We start from the raw sequence: 20,203 nt of genomic DNA, 5'->3' as shown, positions 1-20,203 counted from the left end.
TGCGAACTCGACGCTGGCGGATTCGTCGGCAACGGGTACGGATGCAGTCGCCATTGGTGGCAACGCTCAGGCGACGGCAGCGAACTCGGTTGCCCTGGGTTCGAACTCGACGACGACGGCAAACCTGTCGACAACGGGCTACAACCCGGGCGCGGCAACACTGACGGGCACGGCATCGGCAGCCAATGGTGAAGTCTCGGTGGGCGCAGCAGGCAAGGAACGCCGCATCACGAACGTGGCAGCTGGTTCGGCCGCAACGGACGCGGTGAACGTCAGCCAGTTGCAGTCGGAAGACGCAAAGGTCAACACGATCAACAACAACGTGACCAACCTGAGCAACAACGTCACGAACATCGCGGGCAACGTCACCAACATCAGCAACACCGTGAACAACATCACCAACGGTGGCAACGGCATCAAGTACTTCCACGCGAACTCGTCGCTGGCGGATTCATCGGCAACGGGCACCAACAGCCTGGCAGCCGGCCCGGCGGCGTTGGCGGCCGCCACGGACGCAGTCGCACTGGGTAACGGCGCGAAAGCGTCCAACGCTGGCGCAGTAGCACTAGGCGCAGGGTCGACGACCACAACGGCGGTCGCCACGTCCGGCACGACGATAGGCGGTATCACCTACACGTTTGCAGGCATGGCTCCGTCGAGCACGGTGAGCGTGGGTGCAGCGGGCAGCGAGCGCACGATCACGAACGTGGCGGCTGGCCGCCTGAGCGCGACGAGCACGGATGCGGTGAACGGCAGCGAACTGTTCGCCACCAACCAGCAGGTGACGCAGAACACCACGGACATCACCAACCTGACGAACAACATGAACAACGGTTCGGTAGGCCTGGTGCAGCAGGACGCGACGTCGCGCACCATCACGGTCGCGAAGGGCACTGACGGCGCGCTGGTCGACTTCACGGGTACGACGGGCGCGCGTCAGCTGACGGGTGTGGCCGCCGGCGCAGTGACCGCGACGAGCGTGGATGCGGTGAACGGCTCGCAGCTCTACGGCGTGTCGCAGAGCGTGGCGGATGCGATCGGCGGTGGCTCGACGGTGAACACGGATGGCTCGATCTCGGCCCCGACTTACGTTGTGAACGGCGCGACCGTCCACAACGCGGGCGACGCGATCACCAACCTCGACAACCGTGTGACGCAGAACACCACCAATATCAGCACGATCAACAACACGCTGAACAGCATCACCACCGGCGGTGGCGTCATGTACGTCCACGTGAACTCGGCCCTGGCCGATTCGCAGGCAAGCGGTGCGGAGTCGGTGGCGATCGGCGGTAACGCGCAGTCGCAGGCAGCGAACTCGGTCGCGTTGGGTTCGAACTCCGTCGCTAACCGTGCCAACACGGTGTCGGTGGGGGCGGCCGGAGCGGAGCGCCAGATCACCAACGTGGCGGCCGGTACGGCGGATACGGACGCGGTGAACGTCGCGCAGTTGAAGGCGTCGGGCGTGATCAATACGGATGGCACGACCAACGCTGCCGTGACGTACGACCACAACGCTGACGGGTCGGCGAACTACAGCAGCGTCACAATGGGTAACGGCGTGGCGGGCGGCACGACGATCCGCAACGTGGCGGCAGGCACGGCCGCTGACGATGCGGTCAACGTCAGCCAGATGAACGCGGCCATCTCCAACGTCACGAATATCATCAGTTCGGCCGGCAACCCGATGTTCGCGGCAGACGGCAACCGTGACACGGAATCGGCCGTCGCCAGCGGCACGCACGCCACGGCAATGGGCGCGAACGCGAAGGCGAGCGCGGCGAATTCGGTGGCGCTGGGTGCGAACTCGGTGGCGGATCGCGAAAACACGGTGTCGGTGGGTTCGGCGGGCAACGAACGCCAGATCACCAACGTCGCGGCCGGCACGGCAACCACCGACGCAGTCAACGTCGGCCAGTTGAACGAAGCGATCGGCGCGTCGGTCGGCAACCTGCCGGCCGGTACCTCGGCGAAGGACTACACGGACCAGCAGATCAACGCGGTGCAGAACGGCTTGAACCAGGTCGCGAAAAATGCGTACGCAGGTATCGCGGCCGCTACGGCACTGACGATGATCCCGGACGTCGATCAAGGCAAGACGATCGCGGTCGGTGTCGGCGGCGGCTCGTATAAGGGTTCGCAGGCCGTGGCGCTCGGCGTCTCGGCCCGCATCACCCAGAACCTGAAGATGAAGGCCGGCGCGGGTACGAGCTCGCAAGGCACGACGGTGGGCGTGGGTGCTTCCTACCAGTGGTAAGTGCCATGACGGATGGGGCGTGAGCCTCGTCCGTTAGCCAGATCTGCTTTGACTTGACTGCATGCGCGCCCTTGTCCGAGGAACACACGGCAAAGGCGCCGCCTCAATTGACTGAATCCCTGAAAATGAACTTAACGCTTTCCAAGTCTTCGCGCGCGCTATTGCTCGGCGCGTGTGTGATGTTTCTCGCTGCGTGTAGCACGCAGTCGGGGCCAACCTATACGCTTCACGCGGTGAGCGTGCCGAATCAGCAGGCGCCGATCTATCGGGTCAATTGCGAGGGACTCTTCGAAAGCTCGAAGAGTTGCGTGCGTGTGGCGGGGGAGACCTGCAAGAATCAACCGGTGACATGGCTCGAAGCCGTTGATCGCGTAAACGATGGCGCGCTGAAGAAGGATGCGCGCGAATTGACCTTCATGTGCGGCAGACCGGTTGTTGCAGAGCAGCTCCCGCAGCAGCCGGTGCTGCAACAGCCCGCTGCGCAGCCGCAAGCAAAACAGGTGGCGCCGCAGGTTCGCCTGCTGCTGCAAGGCAACGCGAACTTCGCGACGGATAGCGCGGTGCTTGGCTCAATTGCAAAGAGGAATCTCGACCACTTCATGAGCGTGAACCGGGGCGTGAACCTGCATCGCGTGACGGTGGTGGGCTACACCGACGCGACAGGCTCGGAAGCCCATAACCTGAGTTTGTCCGAGGCTCGCGCCGACGCCGTCGCACAATACCTGCGTGATGGTGGCCTCCACGCCGAGCAGTTCGTCGCACGAGGTCTGGGCAGTACTGATCCGGTCGCGTCGAATGCGACGCCCGAAGGCCGCATGCAGAACCGCCGCGTCGACGTCCGCGTATTCGCCGAGTAACGCGCAGCCCGCATCGCTCGACCCCGAAGGCCTGCCATCGCGCAGGCCTTTTTCATCTGCAACGCCTCAACCCTCGTCGTCGACCCGCAACCGGCCGATTACGCCTTTCGCCTGTCCCACGCGCTCCACTAACTCGGGACCACGCTTGAGCGCGACGCCGACCGCCAGAATGTCGCCGATCGCCAGATGCGACATACGCGATGTCATCGGCGAAAACACATCGTTTTCCTCGGCCACATTCGAGAACAGACAGATCGACGCGACTCGGGCAAGCGGTGAACTGCCATGCGTGATCGCGATCACTTTCGCGCCACGAGCGAGCGCTGAACGCGCGGCTTCGATGATGTCGCGGGTGCGGCCGGTATTCGATACCGCCACCACCACATCGCCGGGGCCGAGCAGTGCCGCCGACATCGAATAGGTATGCGGATCGGAGTAGGCGACGCTTGGCATGCCGAGGCGGAAAAACTTGTGCTGAATATCCTGCGCGGCGATGCCCGAGCCGCCCGCGCCGTAGAACTCGATGCGCGCCGCGTTCGCGAGCAACTCGACGGCCGCTTCGACGCTATCCGGCGACAGGCTGTTGCGCACTTCGATCAAGGTGCCGATGGTCCGGTCGAATACCTTCGCGATGAGGCCGGGAGCGCCTTCGTCCGGCCGCACGTCCCGATAGACGGTGGGCACACCGGACGCAATCCCCTGCGCAAGCCGGATCTTGAACTCACGAAACCCCGAAAAGCCGAGCGCATGACAAAACCGCGCGATGGTCGGCTGGCTCACGCCTGCGCGGGCGGCCACTTCCGTCATGGAAAGATCGAGCACTTCGCGCGGCGCTTCGATCACGTAGTCGGCCAGTTTGCGCTCGGACGGCCGCAACTGGTCGCGCATCTCTTCCACCTGGGACAGCATCATTGGAAAACTCGCACTATGCTGAAGAATGCGTGGACTATATCTGATTGCTGAAGAGGTACAAAAACTACATTTGAGGCGGTAGGTGTAATCCCTAGGTTTCGGCCGTTGCATGCAAGAGCAAGGCTGGTCGGGCGTTTCAGGCTGTCTCCGTATGCCGCAGCGCAGCAGCGTTCGTCGTTGCGATCGTGTAGTTTTTCTACTAAGATGGCGTCAGTCAGTTGATCCGACACCCCGCGATACCTACCTGGCACAGTGCGCGCCCGCCTCACGCCAGCGACGAAGGAGCTCCGATGGTTTCCCCGCATTCGCAATTGTTGAAGGTCACGCGACGCGTGGTCGAGCGCAGCAAGCCCACCCGCGAGGCGTATCTGGCCCGCATCGACCAGGCGCAAGGCCGGTTCCCGGCGCGCGGCGCGCTCTCCTGCGCCAATCTGGCCCACGGTTTCGCCGGGCTCGAAGGCAACGACAAGCTCGTCATCAAACAGATTCGCGAGCCGAACATCGGCATCGTGTCCTCGTACAACGAAATGTTGTCGGCCCACGCGCCGTACAAAAACTACCCGGACATCATCAAGCAGGCCGCGCGTGAAAACGGCGGCGTCGCGCAATTCGCGGGCGGCGTGCCGGCCATGTGCGACGGCATTACGCAAGGCAATGCGGGCATGGAACTGTCGCTGTTCTCGCGAGAAGTGATCGCGATGAGCACGGCGGTCGCGCTAACGCACAACATGTTCGACGCGGCACTGTGCCTCGGCATTTGCGACAAGATCGTGCCGGGGCTGCTGATCGGCGCGCTGCAGTTCGGCCATCTGCCGACCATCTTCGTGCCGGCCGGCCCGATGGGCAGCGGCCTGTCCAACGACGACAAAGCCAAGACACGCCAGCTCTTCGCCACCGGCCAATGCGGCCGCGACGCGCTGCTCGAAGCGGAAGCCGCCGCGTATCACAGCCACGGTACCTGCACGTTCTACGGCACGGCCAACAGCAATCAGATGCTGATGGAAGTGATGGGTTTGCATCTGCCGAGTTCGGCTTTCGTGCATCCGCATACGCCACTGCGCGACGCGCTGACCGCGCAGGCCGCGCGCCGCGTGCTCGATCTGACGGTGGAGCGCGGCAACTACACGCCGATCGGCCACGTGGTGGATGAAAAAGCGATCGTCAACGGCATCGTCGCGTTGCTGGCGACGGGCGGCTCGACCAATCACACGCTGCACCTGGTGGCGATTGCTCGCGCGGCGGGCATCGTGATCGATTGGGACGACTTCGACGCGCTGTCGCAAGCCGTGCCGCTGCTCGCGAAGATCTATCCGAACGGCAAGGCCGACGTGAACCACTTCCACGCGGCCGGCGGCGTCGCCTTCCTGGTGCGCAATCTGCTGGAAGGCGGCTTGCTGCACGAGGACGTCAACACGGTCGCGGGCAAGGGACTCAAGCACTACACGGAAGAGCCGAAGCTGATCGACGGCAAGCTGCAATGGGTGCCGGGCGCGCAAGCGAGCGAAGACACGGCGGTGCTGCGCGGCATCAAGGAACCGTTCCAGCCGGATGGCGGCTTGCGTCTGATGCAGGGCAAGCTCGGCCGCGGCGTGATCAAGATTTCGGCGGTCGCCGCGGCGCATCGCAAGGTGAAGGCGCCGGCGATCGTGTTCGATTCGCAGGAAGCCGTGCAGGAAGCGTTCGACAAAGGCGAACTGAAGCGCGACTTCATCGCCGTGGTGCGCTTCCAGGGCGCGCGCGCAAACGGCATGCCCGAGCTGCATCGTTTGACGCCGCTGCTCGGTGTGTTGCAGGATCAGGGTTTCCACGTCGCACTGGTCACGGACGGCCGTATGTCCGGCGCGTCGGGCAAGGTGCCGGCGGTGATTCATCTGTCGCCTGAAGCCTTGCTGCAAGGGCCGATCGGCAAGGTGCGCACGGGCGACATGCTGGTGATCGACGCCGAAGCCGGCGTGCTCGACATCGAAATCGAAGCGGCCGAATGGGCCGCGCGGCCGAACGCCGTGCCGCTGCATCAAGCGGAAAACGAAGTGGGTTTCGGCCGGGAATTGTTCGGCGTGTTTCGCGCGGCGGCGGCGCCGGCGGAGCAGGGTGCGTCGGTATTCGGCGCGATGGTGGGCGAGCATTCGGCGCATCACGGCGAAGCGGCCAAAGCTCACACCGGAAAACATACAAGCACCACTCAAGCCAGCTAAGCGCTGCAGAACAAGGAGTCTGACTATGACGTCGAAAACAGTAAGCGATATCGTGCGCCTCGGCCCGGTGATTCCGGTGCTCGCGTTCGACTCGGTCGAACAGGGTGAGCAGGTGTCGCGCGCGCTGCATGCAGGCGGCGTGAAGGTGCTGGAAATTACCTTGCGCACCGCCGCCGGTCTGGAAGCGATCGAGCGCGCAAGCCAGTTGGCTGAAGACATCGTGGTCGGTGTCGGCACGATTACGAAGCCCGAGCACTGCGCTCAGGCTAAAAAGGCGGGCGCGCAATTCGGCGTTTCGCCGGGTCTGACGAAAGACATGCACAAGGCCGCACAGGACGCAGGCTTGCCGCTGCTGCCAGGCGTGATGACGCCGACCGACATCATCACGGCGCTCGAACTCGGCTACGAGATCGTGAAGTTTTTCCCGGCCCAGCAGGCCGGCGGCGTGCCGATGCTGCAAGCTTTCCACGGCCCGTTCCCGAATCTGAAATTCTGCCCGACCGGCGGTATCACGGCCGAATCGGCTTCGACTTTCCTGTCGCTGCCGAACGTGGTGTGCGTCGGCGGTTCGTGGCTCACGCCGAAAGCCGCGCTTGCTTCGCACAACTGGGAAGAGATCACGCGTCTCGCGCGCGCCGCGAGCCAGTTGGCCGCGCCCGCCCATTAAGTTGAAGCGGCGCGCACGTTAAGCGGTCTTCAAGGCCTACGCAAAAGGAGCCTCGTCGATACAGCCATCTGAGCTGTCGCGGCGAGGCTCTTTTTTCAATATGCATACGCGAGCGGCGCGCGTGGGTCGGCAACACACAGTAAAATTCAGCGTCCGCGCGGTCAGCCCGGTTTCGAGGCGCCGCACAGGTCGCCGTGAGACAGGGTGCTGACTGTTGTCCGCATTCACAAGAAAACGCCGGGCAGCCCCAAGTTTTTTGTGGCCCCCTCGGGGGCTGGCGCGAAGCGCCAGGTTGGGGGCACTCAAATCAATAACGCAAAAGGAGGAGCTTCATGGAAGCTGTCCACGGCAGCACGCTGCTAGTCTTCGCGGTGATCGCCATCGCATTGCTGATTCTGCTGATCACGCGCTACAAGGTTTACCCTTTCCTCGTTCTGATCATCGTGTCGCTGCTGCTCGGGCTCGCGTCCGGCATGCCGATCGGCACCATCGTCAAGTCGTTCGAAACGGGTAACGGCAATACGCTCGGGCACATCGCCATCGTGGTCGGTCTGGGTACGATGCTCGGCAAGATGATGGCCGAATCGGGCGGCGCCGAGCGCATTGCCACTACGTTGATCGACTTCTTCGGGGAGAAGAACATCCATTGGGCGATGATGATCGTGGCGATCATCGTCGGTTTGCCGGTGTTCTTCGAAGTCGGTTTCGTGCTGCTGATTCCGATCGCTTTCAACGTCGCGAAGCGCACCAACAAATCGTTGCTGCTAGTCGGCTTGCCAATGGTCGCGGGTCTGTCCGTCGTGCACGGCCTGCTTCCGCCGCACCCGGCCGCGATGCTCGCGGTGCAGGCGTATCACGCGGATATCGGCCGGACCATTGCGTATGGCCTGATCGTCGGCGTGCCGACCGCGATCGTCGCGGGTCCGCTGTTTGCGTTGCTGATCAGCCGCTATATCAAGCTGCCGAAAGACAACGCGCTCGCTTCGCAGTTTCTCGGCGCTGGCGACGCGAATGGCGCGAACAACGGTGCGCAACAGGCGGCGCCCAAGCGTGAACTGCCGAGCTTCGGCATCACGCTGTTCACGATCCTGCTGCCGGTTATCCTGATGCTGGTCGGCAGCTGGGCCGACCTCGTGTTCACGCCGAAAACCTTGCCGAACGATCTGCTGCGCTTCGCCGGCAATTCGGATGTGGCGCTGCTGATCGCCGTGCTTGTCAGCTTCTGGACCTTCGGCGCAAGCCGCGGCTTCAATCGCGAGCAGATCCAGAAATTCTGCGGCGAGTGTCTCGCGCCGATCGCGGGCATTACGCTGATCGTCGGCGCGGGCGGCGGGTTCGGCCGCGTGCTGATGGATAGCGGCATTTCGAAGGAAATCGTCAATGCGGCGACATCGGCGCATCTGTCGCCGCTGCTGTTCGGCTGGCTCGTCGCGGCGCTGATTCGTCTGGCAACGGGTTCGGCGACGGTCGCGATGACCACCGCTTGCGGCATCGTCGCACCGATCGCGGCAGCGGGCGCGGTGCAGGTGAAGCCGGAGCTGCTGGTGCTGGCCACGGGTTCGGGTTCGCTGATCTTTTCGCACGTGAACGACGGCGGTTTCTGGCTGATCAAGGAGTACTTCGGGATGACGGTGGGGCAGACCTTCAAGACATGGTCGCTCCTCGAAACCATCATCTCGCTGATGGGGTTGGGTTTGACCTTCGCACTCGCGGCGGTCTTGTAAGGAGTTTTTGATGATTCTGATCGCAATGGGCGTGTCCGGCGCCGGCAAGACGAGAATTGGCGAAATGCTGGCAGAGCGCCTGCACTGCGCGTTCACCGACGGCGACGCGTTTCACAGCGCCGCCAACAAAGAGAAAATGCACCACGGCATTCCGCTGACGGACGAAGACCGCTGGCCGTGGCTGAAAACGATTCGCGCAGCGATCGAGGAGAAGCAGACGGCGGGCGAGACGGCGGTGTTCACGTGTTCGTCGCTGAAACGCTCGTATCGCGACGTTCTGCGCGACGGCGACAGGGACGTGTGCTTCGTCTACCTCAAGGGTTCGCGTGAGGTGCTGGAGCAGCGGCTGACCACGCGCACCGGCCATTTCTTCGATCCGTCGCTGCTGCAAAGCCAGCTCGATACGCTCGAAGAGCCGGGCGCCGATGAGGCGATCACGGTGAGCATCGAACTGTCGCCGGAAGAGATCGTCGAAAGCGTGTTGATCCAGGTTGAAGCGCGTAAGTGAATTTGCCCGGTCGCTGCAGATGAAAAAAAACCGCTCCTCGGAGCGGTTTTTTTACGCCTCGTGCAACGAGGTCAGGAGCGGCCAACGCAGATCAGGCGATGCGCTTGGCCAGTTCCGCAGCTTTACCGATATACGAAGCCGGCGTCATGGCGAGCAAGCGATCTTTCGCGTCCTGCGGAATCGCCAGGCCGCTGACGAACGTTTGCAGCGCTTCACGCGTGATGCCCTTGCCGCGCGTCAGCTCCTTCAGTTGTTCGTACGGATTCTCGATGCCGTAACGGCGCATCACCGTTTGAACCGGTTCGGCTAGCACTTCCCAGCAGTTGTCGAGGTCTTCGTGCAGACGCTGCGCATTCACTTCGAGCTTGTCGAGGCCGCGGATCAGCGAGTCGTACGCAAGCAGCGAGTAACCGAACGCGACGCCGATATTGCGCAGCACCGTCGAATCGGTCAGGTCGCGCTGCCAGCGCGACACCGGCAGCTTGTCGGCGAGATGGCGCAGCGTGGCGTTCGCCAGACCCAGGTTGCCTTCCGAGTTTTCGAAGTCGATCGGATTGACCTTGTGCGGCATCGTGGACGAGCCGATTTCACCGGCCTTGGTGCGTTGCTTGAAGTAGCCGACCGAGATGTAGCCCCACACGTCGCGGTCCAGATCCAGCAGGATCGTGTTGGCGCGCGACACGGCGTCGAACAGTTCTGCCATGTAGTCGTGCGGTTCGATCTGGATAGTGTACGGGTTGAACGTGAGCTTCAGGCGCTGCTCGACCACTTCGCGCGAGAACGCTTCCCAGTCGAACTCCGGATACGCGGACAGGTGCGCGTTGAAGTTGCCGACCGCGCCGTTCATCTTGCCGAGCAGTTCGACCTTCGCGATGCGGTCGATCGCGCGTTCCAGACGCGCCGCGACGTTGGCGATTTCCTTGCCGAGCGTAGTCGGGCTGGCCGGCTGGCCGTGCGTGCGCGACAGCATCGCCTGATCGGCGTGCGCGTGAGCCAGTGCGACGAGACGTTGATGCACAGAGCGCAGCGCCGGCAGGATCACGTGTTCACGGGCGCCCGCCAGCATCAGGCCGTGCGAGGTGTTGTTGATGTCTTCCGAGGTACACGCGAAGTGGATGAACTCGCTCGCGCGTTCCAGTTCTTCCTGACCCTTGACCGATTCCTTCAGCCAGTATTCGACCGCCTTCACGTCGTGGTTCGTCACGCGTTCGATTTCCTTGATGCGCGCGGCGTCGTGCGCGGTGAAGCGCTCGGCCAGTTGCAGCAGGAATTGTTCGGAGGCTGCGGAGAAACGCGGCACTTCGGCGAAGCCGGCGTGCGAAAGCGCGATCAGCCAATGGATTTCGACCGTCACGCGATTGCGCATGAACGCGGCTTCCGAGAGCCAGTCGCGCAGGGCTTCGGTTTTCGAGGCGTAGCGGCCGTCGAGCGGGGAGAGCGCGTTCAGCGCGAACAGAGTGTCGGGGCGGGTGTCGGACATGATGGGGGCCGGGTGAGGGCTAAGCGCAAGGGTGAAAACGCGGAACAAACTGCGGGAAAACGCGAATTTTACCACCGGACGCCGACAGCCCCGATTTCCGCAGTCAGGCTGGTCCGCTTCGCGACACCATCTAGAATGCTGACTTCTCTCTTCCTCTGGTGGCAGGCCCCGCATGGAACTGAAATGGCTCGAAGACTTCGTTTCGCTCGCGGAAACGCGTAGTTTCAGTCGTTCGGCCGAACTGCGTCACGTGACGCAGCCGGCCTTCTCGCGGCGGATTCAGGCCTTGGAAGCGTGGCTCGGCACGGAACTGATCGACCGTTCGGTTTACCCGACGCGGCTGACCGCGGCCGGTCAGGTGTTCAACGAGCAGGCGCTCGCGATGCTGTCGCAGTTCCATGAAGCGCGTGCGCTGCTGCGCGGCCATACGGCGACGCCGCAGGCAACCATCGAGTTCGCGGTGCCGCATACGCTGTCGTTGACTTACTTTCCGCGCTGGCTGCAGCGTATCGAAGCGCAGATGGGCCCGATTCACACGCGGCTGCGCGCGCTGAACGTGCACGACGCGGCGCTCTCGCTGGTGGAAGGCGGCTGCGATCTGATGATGGGCTATCACCACCCGAGCCACCCGGTCGCGCTCGATCCGGGCCGCTACGACATGCTGACGCTCGGCATCGAGCCGATCAGTCCGTTCTCGGCGCCCGGCCGTGCCGGCCGGCCGCGTCATACGCTGCCGGGCACCGCCGAGGCGCCCACGCCCTATCTGTCCTATACGCCGAACGCCTATCTGGGCCGCATGACCGAAGTGATCCTGGCCAACGCACCGGAGCGTCTGTATCTCGACCGGCTGTATGAAACCGACATGGCCGAAGGACTCAAGGCGATGGCACTGGCCGGCCACGGCATCGCCTTCCTGCCGCACAGCGCGGTGGAAGACGCGGTCGCCGACGGCAAGCTGATCCGCCTCGACCGCGCGACGCGTGGCACGCCCGAGGGCCAGCTCACGCTGACCATGGAGATTCGTCTCTATCGCGACAAGCTCGCGGCGAAGAGCGACGATGCGCGACAGATACTCGTGCGTCAGTTGTGGGACGTGGTGTCGGAGGAACTGGCGCAAGGCGCGGCCTGAAATCCTGCCTCCCTACGACGCGAATTTGCGGCTTCTCGATGGTTATGCAAAAAAAACATAATCGGATAAGGAAACGGCATTGGATTTCAAATCGGCGTTTTTCGACAATGCTGTCATTCGATCAACGCCGGAGCGTTCATGTCATCCCAGCAACAGGCAGCACAAGTCGCACAATCCGCAGCAACGTTGCAGTCGGTTCCTTCCTACCTGAATAAAGACGACCTCGGCCCGTGGGGCAACTACCTGCGTCAGGTCGATCGCGTCGCGCCGTACCTCGGCTCCCTGTCCCGCTGGCTCGAAACCCTGAAGCGCCCGAAGCGCATTCTGGTCGTCGACGTGCCTATCGAACTCGATAACGGCACGGTCGCGCACTTCGAAGGCTATCGCGTGCAGCACAATGTGTCGCGCGGTCCGGGCAAGGGCGGTGTGCGTTACCACCAGGACGTGACGTTGTCGGAAGTGATGGCCCTGTCGGCGTGGATGTCGGTGAAGAATGCTGCCGTGAACGTGCCGTACGGCGGCGCGAAGGGCGGCATCCGTGTCGACCCGCGCACGTTGTCGCGTGGTGAGCTCGAGCGCGTGACGCGCCGCTACACCAGCGAAATCGGCATCATCATCGGACCGAATACCGACATTCCCGCGCCGGACGTGAACACGAACGAGCAGATCATGGCGTGGATGATGGACACGTACTCGATGAACCAGGGCCAAACGGCCACGGGCGTCGTGACGGGCAAGCCGATCACGCTGGGCGGTTCGCTCGGCCGCCGCGAGGCAACGGGCCGCGGCGTGTTCGTGGTGGCCTCCGAAGCCGCACGCCGTATCGGTGTGGAAATCGAAGGCGCGCGCATCGCGGTGCAGGGCTTCGGCAACGTGGGCGGGATCGCGGCGCGTCTGTTCCAGGAAGCGGGTTCGAAGCTGGTCGCGGTGCAGGATCACACCGGTTCGCTGTACAAGTCGACGGGTATCGACGCCGTCGCACTGCTCGAACATGTGGCCAGACACGGTGGCGTGGGCGGCTTCCCGGAAGCGGACGCCGTAAGCAATGAAGAATTCTGGACCGTCGAATCGGACATTCTGATTCCGGCCGCGCTGGAAAATCAGATCACCGAAAAGAACGCGGCGAAGATCAAGACGAAGATCGTAGTGGAAGGCGCCAACGGCCCGACCACCACGGCTGCGGACGACATCCTGCACGATCGCGGCATTCTGGTGATTCCGGACGTGGTCGCCAACGCCGGCGGCGTGACCGTGTCGTACTTCGAATGGGTGCAGGACTTCTCGAGCTTCTTCTGGACGGAAGACGAGATCAACCAGCGTCTGGAGCGTGTGATGCGTGAAGCATTCGCCGCCGTGTGGCAGGTTTCGAGCGAGCAAAAGGTGTCCGTGCGGACGGCGGCGTTTATCGTCGCATGTAAGCGGATCCTGGAAGCGCGCGAACTGCGCGGCCTGTATCCCTGATCATTGCGTTTCGAACGGCGGCTCCGTTATCGCGCGGATCCGCCGGCAAACCTTGCTTTAGCGCGGTCCACAAGACGGCGTGTTGGACCCGGCGGGCAGCATCGTATCGATGCCGCCCGCCTTTCTATATGCGGAAAGGTTGACCGACCGTCCCGACGGGCCGCGAAGCGTTAGCGGCGGCCACGCAACAACATGGTTTATAGCGATACTTTCAGAATAATTACTTTGCTAAACTGGCGCCGGTTCTTGCCAAGGAGATCAAAAATGAAGGTTAAAAAAGCTGCGCTGCTGCTCGCGACTCTCGGACTGTTTACGGTTGGCGCGCATGCGCAAGACGCTGGTACGCTGAAAAAGATCAAGGACACGGGCGTCATTTCGCTGGGCCATCGCGAATCGTCCATCCCGTTTTCGTATTACGACGACAAGCAGAACGTTATCGGCTACTCGCAGGAATTCGCCCTGAAAGTGGTGGAGGCGGTGAAGCAGAAGCTGAACATGCCTGGCCTGAAGGTCAAGCTCACGCCGGTCACGTCGCAAAACCGTATTCCGCTGGTGCAGAACGGCACCGTCGACATGGAATGCGGCTCGACCACCAACAATGCTGAACGTCAGCAGCAGGTTGCCTTCTCGAACACGATCTTCGTGATCGGCACGCGCCTCATGACCAAGAAAGACTCCGGTATCAAGGACTGGGCCGACCTGAAGGGCAAGACGGTCGTCACGACTGCCGGGACCACCTCCGAGCGCCTGCTTCGCAAGATGAATCAGGACAAGAGCATGGGCATGAACATCATCAGCGCGAAGGACCACGGCGAGTCGTTCCTGACGCTCTCCACGGGCCGCGCCGCTGCCTTCATGATGGACGACGCACTGCTCGCGGGCGAACGCGCCAAGTCGAACAATCCGGGCGATTTCGTGATCGTCGGCGCGCCGCAATCGCATGAAGCGTACGGCTGCATGATTCGCAAGAACGATCCGGAATTCAAGAAGGTGGTCGACGAGGCAATCGCGAAGGTCGAAACCTCGGGCGAAGCCGACACGATCTACAAGAAGTGGTTCGAATCGCCGATTCCGCCGAAGGGCCTGAACCTGAACTTCCCGGAAAGCGACGACATCAAGGCGCTCTACAAGAGCCCGAATGACAAGGCAATCGATTAAACCTTAGCTGTTTTTTTGAAACGCTGAACGAAACGGAAGGGGCCACGCGCTTCTTCCGTTTCTTTTTGCTGGAGTCTTGGTCATGTCATATCACTGGAACTGGGGCATTTTGCTGAGTCCGGTCTCCACCGGCGAGCCGACCACCTATCTGGGCTGGTTGCTGTCGGGCTTCTGGGTGACGATTACCGTGTCGCTGTCGGCATGGGTGATCGCGCTGATCGTCGGGTCGTTGTTCGGCGTGCTGCGCACCGTGCCGAACAAGTGGGCGTCGGGTATCGGCACGGTCTATGTCGCGATTTTCCGAAACATTCCGCTGATCGTGCAGTTCTTCATCTGGTATCTGGTGATACCGGAGTTGCTGCCTGTTTCCGTGGGCAACTGGTTCAAGCAACTGCCGCCGAGTGCGCAGTTCTTTTCGTCGTCGATCATCTGTCTCGGGCTCTTCACCGCCGCGCGCGTGTGCGAGCAGGTGCGCTCGGGTATCAACGCACTGCCGCGCGGCCAGCGCGCCGCGGGTCTGGCCATGGGTTTCACGCAGTGGCAGACCTATCGTTATGTGCTGCTGCCGGTCGCGTACCGGATCATCGTGCCGCCGCTCACGTCCGAGTTTCTGAATATCTTCAAGAACTCGGCGGTGGCGTCGACGATCGGTCTGCTCGATCTGTCCGCTCAGGCGCGCCAACTGGTCGACTACACGTCGCAGACGTATGAGTCGTTTATCGCGGTCACGCTGGCGTACATGCTGATCAATCTGGTCGTGATGCAACTCATGCGCTGGGTCGAAGCCAAGACCCGGTTGCCCGGCTATATCGGAGGCAAGTAATGCATCATTTCGACTGGAGCGGTATTCCGGGCGCATTGCCTACGCTGTGGACCGGCGCCGTCGTCACCTTCAAGATCACGTTGATCGCGATCGTGTTCGGCATTGTCTGGGGCACGGTCCTCGCCATGTTGCGGCTGTCGTCGTTCAAGGCCTTCGAGTGGTTCGCGAAGGGCTACGTAACGATCTTCCGTTCGATCCCGCTGGTGATGGTGCTGCTATGGTTCTTCCTGATCGTGCCGCAAGTGCTGCAGAACGTGCTCGGGTTGTCGGCGGATATCGACATTCGCCTCGCGTCGGCCATGGTCGCGTTCTCGCTGTTCGAGGCGGCGTACTATTCGGAGATCATCCGCGCCGGCATTCAGGCCGTGCCGCGCGGGCAGGTCAACGCGGCGTTCGCGCTCGGCATGAACTACGCGCAGGCCATGCGCCTGATCGTGCTGCCGCAGGCATTCCGCGCCATGGTTCCGCTGCTGCTCACGCAGGGTATCGTGCTGTTTCAGGATACGTCTCTCGTCTACGTGATCAGCCTCGCCGACTTCTTCCGCACCGCCACGAATATTGGCGACCGTGACGGTACGAATGTCGAGATGGTACTGTTCGCGGGCGCGTGTTATTTCGCGATCTGCGTGATCGCGTCGAGCCTCGTCAAAGGTCTTCAGAAAAAGGTCGCAAGATGATCTCTATCAAGAATGTTTCGAAGTGGTACGGTCAGTTCCAGGTGCTGACCGACTGCACGACGGAAGTCAAAAAGGGTGAAGTGGTGGTGGTGTGCGGGCCGTCGGGCTCGGGCAAGTCCACGCTGATCAAAACCGTCAACGGCCTCGAGCCGTTCCAGAAGGGCGAGATCATCATCAACGGTCAGTCGCTGACCGACAAGAAAACCAATCTGTCGAAGCTGCGTTCCAAAGTGGGCATGGTGTTCCAGCACTTCGAACTGTTTCCGCATCTGTCGATCGTGCAGAACCTCACGCTTGCCCAGGTGAAGGTGCTGGGCCGTTCGAAAGACGAAGCCACGGCGAAAGGGCTGAAGCTGCTCGATCGCGTGGGCTTGCGCGCGCATGCGGACAAATTCCCGGGGCAGTTGTCGGGCGGTCAGCAACAGCGCGTGGCGATTGCCCGCGCGTTGTCGATGGACCCGATCGCCATGCTGTTCGACGAGCCGACCTCGGCGCTCGATCCGGAAATGATCAACGAAGTGCTCGACGTGATGGTCGAACTCGCGCAGGAAGGCATGACCATGATGTGCGTCACGCACGAAATGGGCTTCGCGAAGAAGGTCGCGCATCGCGTGATCTTCATGGACAAGGGCTTGATCGTGGAAGACGACCGCAAGGAAGACTTCTTCGCCAATCCGAAGTCGGATCGCGCGAAGGACTTTTTGGCCAAGATCCTGCACTAAGTGTGTTTTGAAGCCGCGCCGTTCAGGCGGCGCGGTGCTACGACACTGGCAAAAAAAAGCCGCTCTGAAAGAGCGGCTTTTCTGTGTATGGCGATCCGGCTTGAGCGAAGGTAGCGGGCTTTAAATGGTCAGGTGATGTGCTCAGGCGCTCATGATTCGAACGCTGCCGCGTCGTCCGCTGCTTCGAGGTCCACCTCGGCGTCCCGCTCGGGCATGGGCTCGATCGAAGCTGCGATCGTACTGGCCGAAGCCGACGCATCCAACGCGGGATTGCGCAGCTTTTCCAGTACCGAAGCCGGCACCGGCACATTGACGCGGCCAATCACCTCGCCGTGCTGGAACATCATCAGATCGCCCGGTTCGAATGCGCTCCAGACTTCGTTGTCGGTCAGCGGCTTGGTGGCAATGACCGCGACGCGGTCTTCGGGCGTGGTGTACTTGGCGAAATCGATCGACACGTCCGCGTCGACGAGATGCGCGGTGGAAAACGGCCAGCGCCGCACGATGTAGTGCAGGTGCGTGGAGCAATGCGCGAACAGCGCCTGGCCGTTCGACATCAGGAAATTGAACACGCCGAACTGCGTGATTTCGCGCGTGAGGGTTTCGAGCGCGGCAAACAGTTCGTTGAGCGGCGGCTGCTGCGCGCCGGGAAAAGCCCTACGCAAACCTTCGAGCAGCGCGCAGAAAGCGAGCTCGCTGTCGGTCGTGCCGACCGGCTGATACACGCCTGATAACACCGGCGAATAATCCTTGAGGTCGCCGTTGTGCGCAAAGATCCAGTGGCGTCCCCACAATTCACGCATGAACGGGTGGCAGTTTTCCAGCAGGATATGCCCCTGCGTCGCCTTGCGGATATGCGCAATGGTGTTCTTCGATTTGATCGGGTAGCGCTTGACCATCTCGGCGATCGGCGAGGTCGCCGACGATTGATGGTCGATGAACAGGCGGCAGGCTTTGTCTTCGAAGAAGGCGATGCCCCAGCCGTCGGCATGGTGATCGGTGACGCCGCCGCGCGCCGCAAAGCCGGTGAACGAGAACGTGACGTCCGTTGGCGCGGCGCAGTTCATTCCGAGTAGTTGGCACATGTTGCGGGTAAGCCTGTGAACGGGTCGAGCCGTTACAATGATGATTTTCCAAGCATATCACCGAGCCAGAAACGCCAAATAGCAAAATTGACGTGTGTTTATGCCGCAACGTTGCGGTTTGACCGCATAGATTGGCTTTTGTCGTCGAATCTCGTCCCCTGCCGCCATGACTGCTTCCAACGCTTCCCTCGACTCCATCACGCTCGCCCGCCCGGACGACTGGCACCTGCACGTCCGCGACGGCGCGATGCTGGCCGCCGTGCTGCCGGACACCGCGCGCCAGTTCGGCCGTGCGATCATCATGCCGAACCTGAAGCCGCCGGTCACGACCACCGCGATGGCGCAGGCTTATCGCGAGCGGATCGTCGCCGCGATTCCCGAAGGCGCGAAGTTCGAACCGCTAATGACGTTGTACCTGACCGACAACACGCCGCCCGACGAAATCCGCCGTGCGCGTGAAAGCGGCTTCGTGCATGGCGTGAAGCTGTATCCGGCGGGCGCGACGACCAACTCGGACGCGGGCGTCACCGACATCATGAAGTGCGCCAAAACGCTCGAAGTGATGCAGGAAGTGGGCATGCCGCTGCTGGTGCACGGTGAAGTGACTGATGCGTCGATCGACCTGTTCGACCGCGAGAAGGTGTTCATCGACCGGGTCATGACGCCGTTGCGCCGCGCGTTTCCGGCGCTGAAGGTGGTGTTCGAGCACATCACCACGAAAGACGCGGTCGACTACATCCGCGAAGCCGGCGTGGCGCCGGCGCTGCTGGGCGCGACGATCACCGCGCATCACCTGCTGTACAACCGCAACGCGATCTTCCAGGGCGGCATTCGTCCGCATTACTACTGCTTGCCGGTGTTGAAGCGCGAGACGCATCGCGTGGCGCTGGTCGAGGCGGCGACGTCGGGCAATCCGCGCTTCTTCCTCGGCACGGACAGCGCGCCGCATCCGAAGGGGTTGAAAGAGCATGCTTGCGGCTGCGCGGGTTGCTATACGGCGCTGCACGCGTTGGAGCTGTACACGGAAGCGTTCGACAAAGCCAACGCGCTCGACAAGCTCGAAGGCTTTGCAAGCTTTTTTGGCGCGGACTTCTACGGTCTGCCGCGCAGCGAGGAGAAGGTCACGCTGCGTCGTGAAGAATGGACGCTGCCGGCCGAGTTGCCGGTTGGCGATACGCCGGTCGTGCCGCTGCGCGGCGGCGAGTCGATCGGCTGGCGTCTCGTTTGAGGTTGCGGTAGATGCAGGCGCATGAGGCGAAGCCGGCGGGCTTCGCCGCAATCGACTGGGCAAGGCCGTGGTTCGCGCCGTTCGCCGCACGCGGCAGGCGCTGGCAGCAGGCCGCGCTGACGGGCTACGAGGCCCTGCTCGCCGAGATGAACGCCGATGCCGGTGAAACGCGGCAAACCACGGGGCGTGGCCAGCGCCTTGCGTTCATCGCACAGGACGATCTGCCGCCAGGCGCGGCGTACGAGGCGCATATCGCGTCCACCGGCTGCGTGCCGACCCGCCACAATCTGCACGACTTCTTCAATGCGTCGATGTGGTTTGCTTTTCCGCGCATCAAGGCGGCGCTGAACGTGCGTCAGTCGGCGGCCATCGATGCGTTGGGCGTCGGCCCGACCCGCGGCGGCGTGCGCGATACGCTGACGCTGTTCGACGAGAACGCGCTGCTGTTCGCATGCGCGGATCCCGCTTTGAGCGCGGCCTTGCGCGGTTTCGACTGGCACACGCTGCTGGTGGCGCGGCGTGATGCGTGGGGCATGAGTTGCGAAGTGCGCTGCTTCGGCCATGCATTGCTGGAAAAGCTGATCGCGCCGTTCAAGGCCTGCACGGGCCACGCGTGGATCGTCGATGTGCCGGCTGCATATTTCGAATGGGACGCGACGAAACGGGACGTGTGGCTCGACGAGTCCGTCGCCGAGGCGCTGCTCAGTACCGACGCACTCACGAGCCGCATGTTCGCGCCGCTTCCAGTGCTGGGCATTCCGGGCTGGTGGCCGGAGAACGAATCTCCCTCGTTCTACGACGACACTGCCGTATTTCGCTGCGGGCGGCGCGCGCGTTGAGCGCGTTGGGTTCGGTCGCATCTCATCTTGGCCATTCGGCTATTTCAGCCGTCGGCTCGGCTCGGGGCTCCCGCAGGTGTTAAAATTCGCCGCAGCAAAGCAGGCCAGGCAGTCGCGGCCTCCGAGGTTTCGGCCAACGAGGGCGAGGAAAGTCCGGACTCCACAGGGCAGGGTGATGGCTAACGGCCATCCGTGGCGACACGCGGAACAGGGCAACAGAAAGCAAACCGCCGATGGCCCGGCGCAAGCCGGGATCAGGTAAGGGTGAAACGGTGCGGTAAGAGCGCACCGCGGCTGCTGCAAGGCAGACCGGCACGGTAACCTCCACCCGGAGCAATTCCAAGTAGGCAGGCTAGCATCTTCGAGATGCAGGGCGGGGCCCCCGTCACGTCTGCGGGTAGGAAGCTTGAGCGCGTCAGCAATGGCGCGCCTAGAGGAATGGCTGCCACGCGTGTTGCGTCTTCGGACGTGGCGCGTGCAC

The 20,203-nt window shown here is 62.6% G+C and carries 17 protein-coding genes and 1 other RNA gene; 15 read left to right on the top strand and 3 right to left on the bottom strand.

From position 1 onward, the window contains the following. Both P0D71_RS35615 and P0D71_RS35610 read left to right on the top strand, forming a co-directional pair. The coding region (locus P0D71_RS35615; RefSeq protein ID WP_408483851.1) for a YadA family autotransporter adhesin at window positions 1-2,257 on the top strand (2,257 nt) is incomplete at its 5' end. A 125-nt stretch (window positions 2,258-2,382) separates the two neighbouring features. Next, window positions 2,383-3,114: an OmpA family protein gene (locus P0D71_RS35610; RefSeq protein WP_408483850.1), complete on the top strand. Its 732-nt coding sequence runs from the start codon at window positions 2,383-2,385 to the stop codon at window positions 3,112-3,114. 66 nt (window positions 3,115-3,180) lie between these two features. Here the strand turns inward: P0D71_RS35610 and P0D71_RS35605 are convergent, their stop codons facing one another. Beyond that, window positions 3,181-4,026 (bottom strand): MurR/RpiR family transcriptional regulator, encoded by an 846-nt coding sequence (locus P0D71_RS35605; protein ID WP_408301215.1) that lies wholly within the window; start codon window positions 4,024-4,026, stop codon window positions 3,181-3,183. A gap of 290 nt (window positions 4,027-4,316) precedes the next feature. Between P0D71_RS35605 and edd the strand changes: the two genes are divergently transcribed. From edd to P0D71_RS35585, 4 genes are all read left to right on the top strand, one after another. Then, window positions 4,317-6,221: a phosphogluconate dehydratase gene (edd, locus tag P0D71_RS35600; RefSeq protein ID WP_408483849.1), complete on the top strand. Its 1,905-nt coding sequence runs from the start codon at window positions 4,317-4,319 to the stop codon at window positions 6,219-6,221. Between the two features lie 25 nt (window positions 6,222-6,246). Further along, on the top strand, window positions 6,247-6,888 hold the full coding sequence (gene eda / locus P0D71_RS35595; RefSeq protein WP_091799159.1) for a bifunctional 4-hydroxy-2-oxoglutarate aldolase/2-dehydro-3-deoxy-phosphogluconate aldolase: 642 nt from the start codon (window positions 6,247-6,249) through the stop codon (window positions 6,886-6,888). A gap of 332 nt (window positions 6,889-7,220) precedes the next feature. After that, entirely contained in the window at window positions 7,221-8,612 is a 1,392-nt protein-coding gene (locus tag P0D71_RS35590) for a GntP family permease (RefSeq protein ID WP_091799161.1), read from the top strand. Window positions 8,613-8,622: 10 nt separating this feature from the next. Continuing rightward, on the top strand, window positions 8,623-9,120 hold the full coding sequence (locus tag P0D71_RS35585) for a gluconokinase (protein WP_091799164.1): 498 nt from the start codon (window positions 8,623-8,625) through the stop codon (window positions 9,118-9,120). 91 nt (window positions 9,121-9,211) lie between these two features. Here the strand turns inward: P0D71_RS35585 and purB are convergent, their stop codons facing one another. Further along, entirely contained in the window at window positions 9,212-10,600 is a 1,389-nt protein-coding gene (gene purB / locus P0D71_RS35580; RefSeq protein WP_091799166.1) for an adenylosuccinate lyase, read from the bottom strand. A gap of 172 nt (window positions 10,601-10,772) precedes the next feature. On the opposite strand from purB, the gene P0D71_RS35575 reads away from it, so the two are divergent. The 6 genes from P0D71_RS35575 (at window position 10,773) to P0D71_RS35550 (ending at window position 16,570) form a co-directional block, all read left to right on the top strand. Continuing rightward, on the top strand, window positions 10,773-11,729 hold the full coding sequence (locus P0D71_RS35575) for a LysR family transcriptional regulator (protein ID WP_091799169.1): 957 nt from the start codon (window positions 10,773-10,775) through the stop codon (window positions 11,727-11,729). Between the two features lie 138 nt (window positions 11,730-11,867). Next, entirely contained in the window at window positions 11,868-13,190 is a 1,323-nt protein-coding gene (locus tag P0D71_RS35570) for a Glu/Leu/Phe/Val family dehydrogenase (protein ID WP_091799172.1), read from the top strand. 264 nt (window positions 13,191-13,454) lie between these two features. Next, a complete protein-coding gene (locus tag P0D71_RS35565; protein ID WP_408186160.1) occupies window positions 13,455-14,348 on the top strand; it encodes a glutamate/aspartate ABC transporter substrate-binding protein in 894 nt (297 codons plus the stop codon). An 82-nt stretch (window positions 14,349-14,430) separates the two neighbouring features. Then, window positions 14,431-15,171, top strand: a complete 741-nt coding sequence (locus tag P0D71_RS35560; protein ID WP_091799179.1) for an amino acid ABC transporter permease — start codon at window positions 14,431-14,433, stop codon at window positions 15,169-15,171. Further along, window positions 15,171-15,848 (top strand): glutamate/aspartate ABC transporter permease GltK, encoded by a 678-nt coding sequence (gene gltK / locus P0D71_RS35555; RefSeq protein ID WP_091799182.1) that lies wholly within the window; start codon window positions 15,171-15,173, stop codon window positions 15,846-15,848. Before P0D71_RS35560 ends, gltK begins: the two co-directional genes overlap by 1 nt. Beyond that, window positions 15,845-16,570 carry an amino acid ABC transporter ATP-binding protein gene (locus P0D71_RS35550; RefSeq protein WP_007180417.1) on the top strand — a complete coding sequence of 242 codons (726 nt, stop codon included), beginning with the start codon at window positions 15,845-15,847 and terminating at the stop codon, window positions 16,568-16,570. The genes gltK and P0D71_RS35550 overlap by 4 nt, the downstream gene beginning before the upstream one ends. A 149-nt stretch (window positions 16,571-16,719) precedes the next feature. Here P0D71_RS35550 and P0D71_RS35545 read toward each other — a convergent pair whose 3' ends face one another. Next, window positions 16,720-17,655, bottom strand: a complete 936-nt coding sequence (locus P0D71_RS35545; protein WP_408483848.1) for a class II glutamine amidotransferase — start codon at window positions 17,653-17,655, stop codon at window positions 16,720-16,722. Window positions 17,656-17,821: 166 nt separating this feature from the next. Here P0D71_RS35545 and pyrC point away from each other — a divergent pair, with 166 nt between their 5' ends. The 3 genes from pyrC (at window position 17,822) to rnpB (ending at window position 20,184) form a co-directional block, all read left to right on the top strand. Further along, window positions 17,822-18,883 (top strand): dihydroorotase, encoded by a 1,062-nt coding sequence (gene pyrC / locus P0D71_RS35540; protein WP_408483847.1) that lies wholly within the window; start codon window positions 17,822-17,824, stop codon window positions 18,881-18,883. A gap of 11 nt (window positions 18,884-18,894) precedes the next feature. Next, window positions 18,895-19,722, top strand: a complete 828-nt coding sequence (locus P0D71_RS35535; RefSeq protein WP_091799191.1) for a DUF3025 domain-containing protein — start codon at window positions 18,895-18,897, stop codon at window positions 19,720-19,722. A 107-nt stretch (window positions 19,723-19,829) separates the two neighbouring features. Further along, window positions 19,830-20,184, top strand: an RNA gene (gene rnpB / locus P0D71_RS35530) — RNase P RNA component class A. The last annotated feature ends 19 nt before the right edge of the window (window positions 20,185-20,203 follow it).

It is taken from the genome of Paraburkholderia sp. RL17-383-BIF-A (assembly GCF_046028015.1).
In the GTDB taxonomy this organism is placed as follows: domain Bacteria; phylum Pseudomonadota; class Gammaproteobacteria; order Burkholderiales; family Burkholderiaceae; genus Paraburkholderia.
This window is presented reverse-complemented; position numbering and strand designations above follow the sequence as displayed.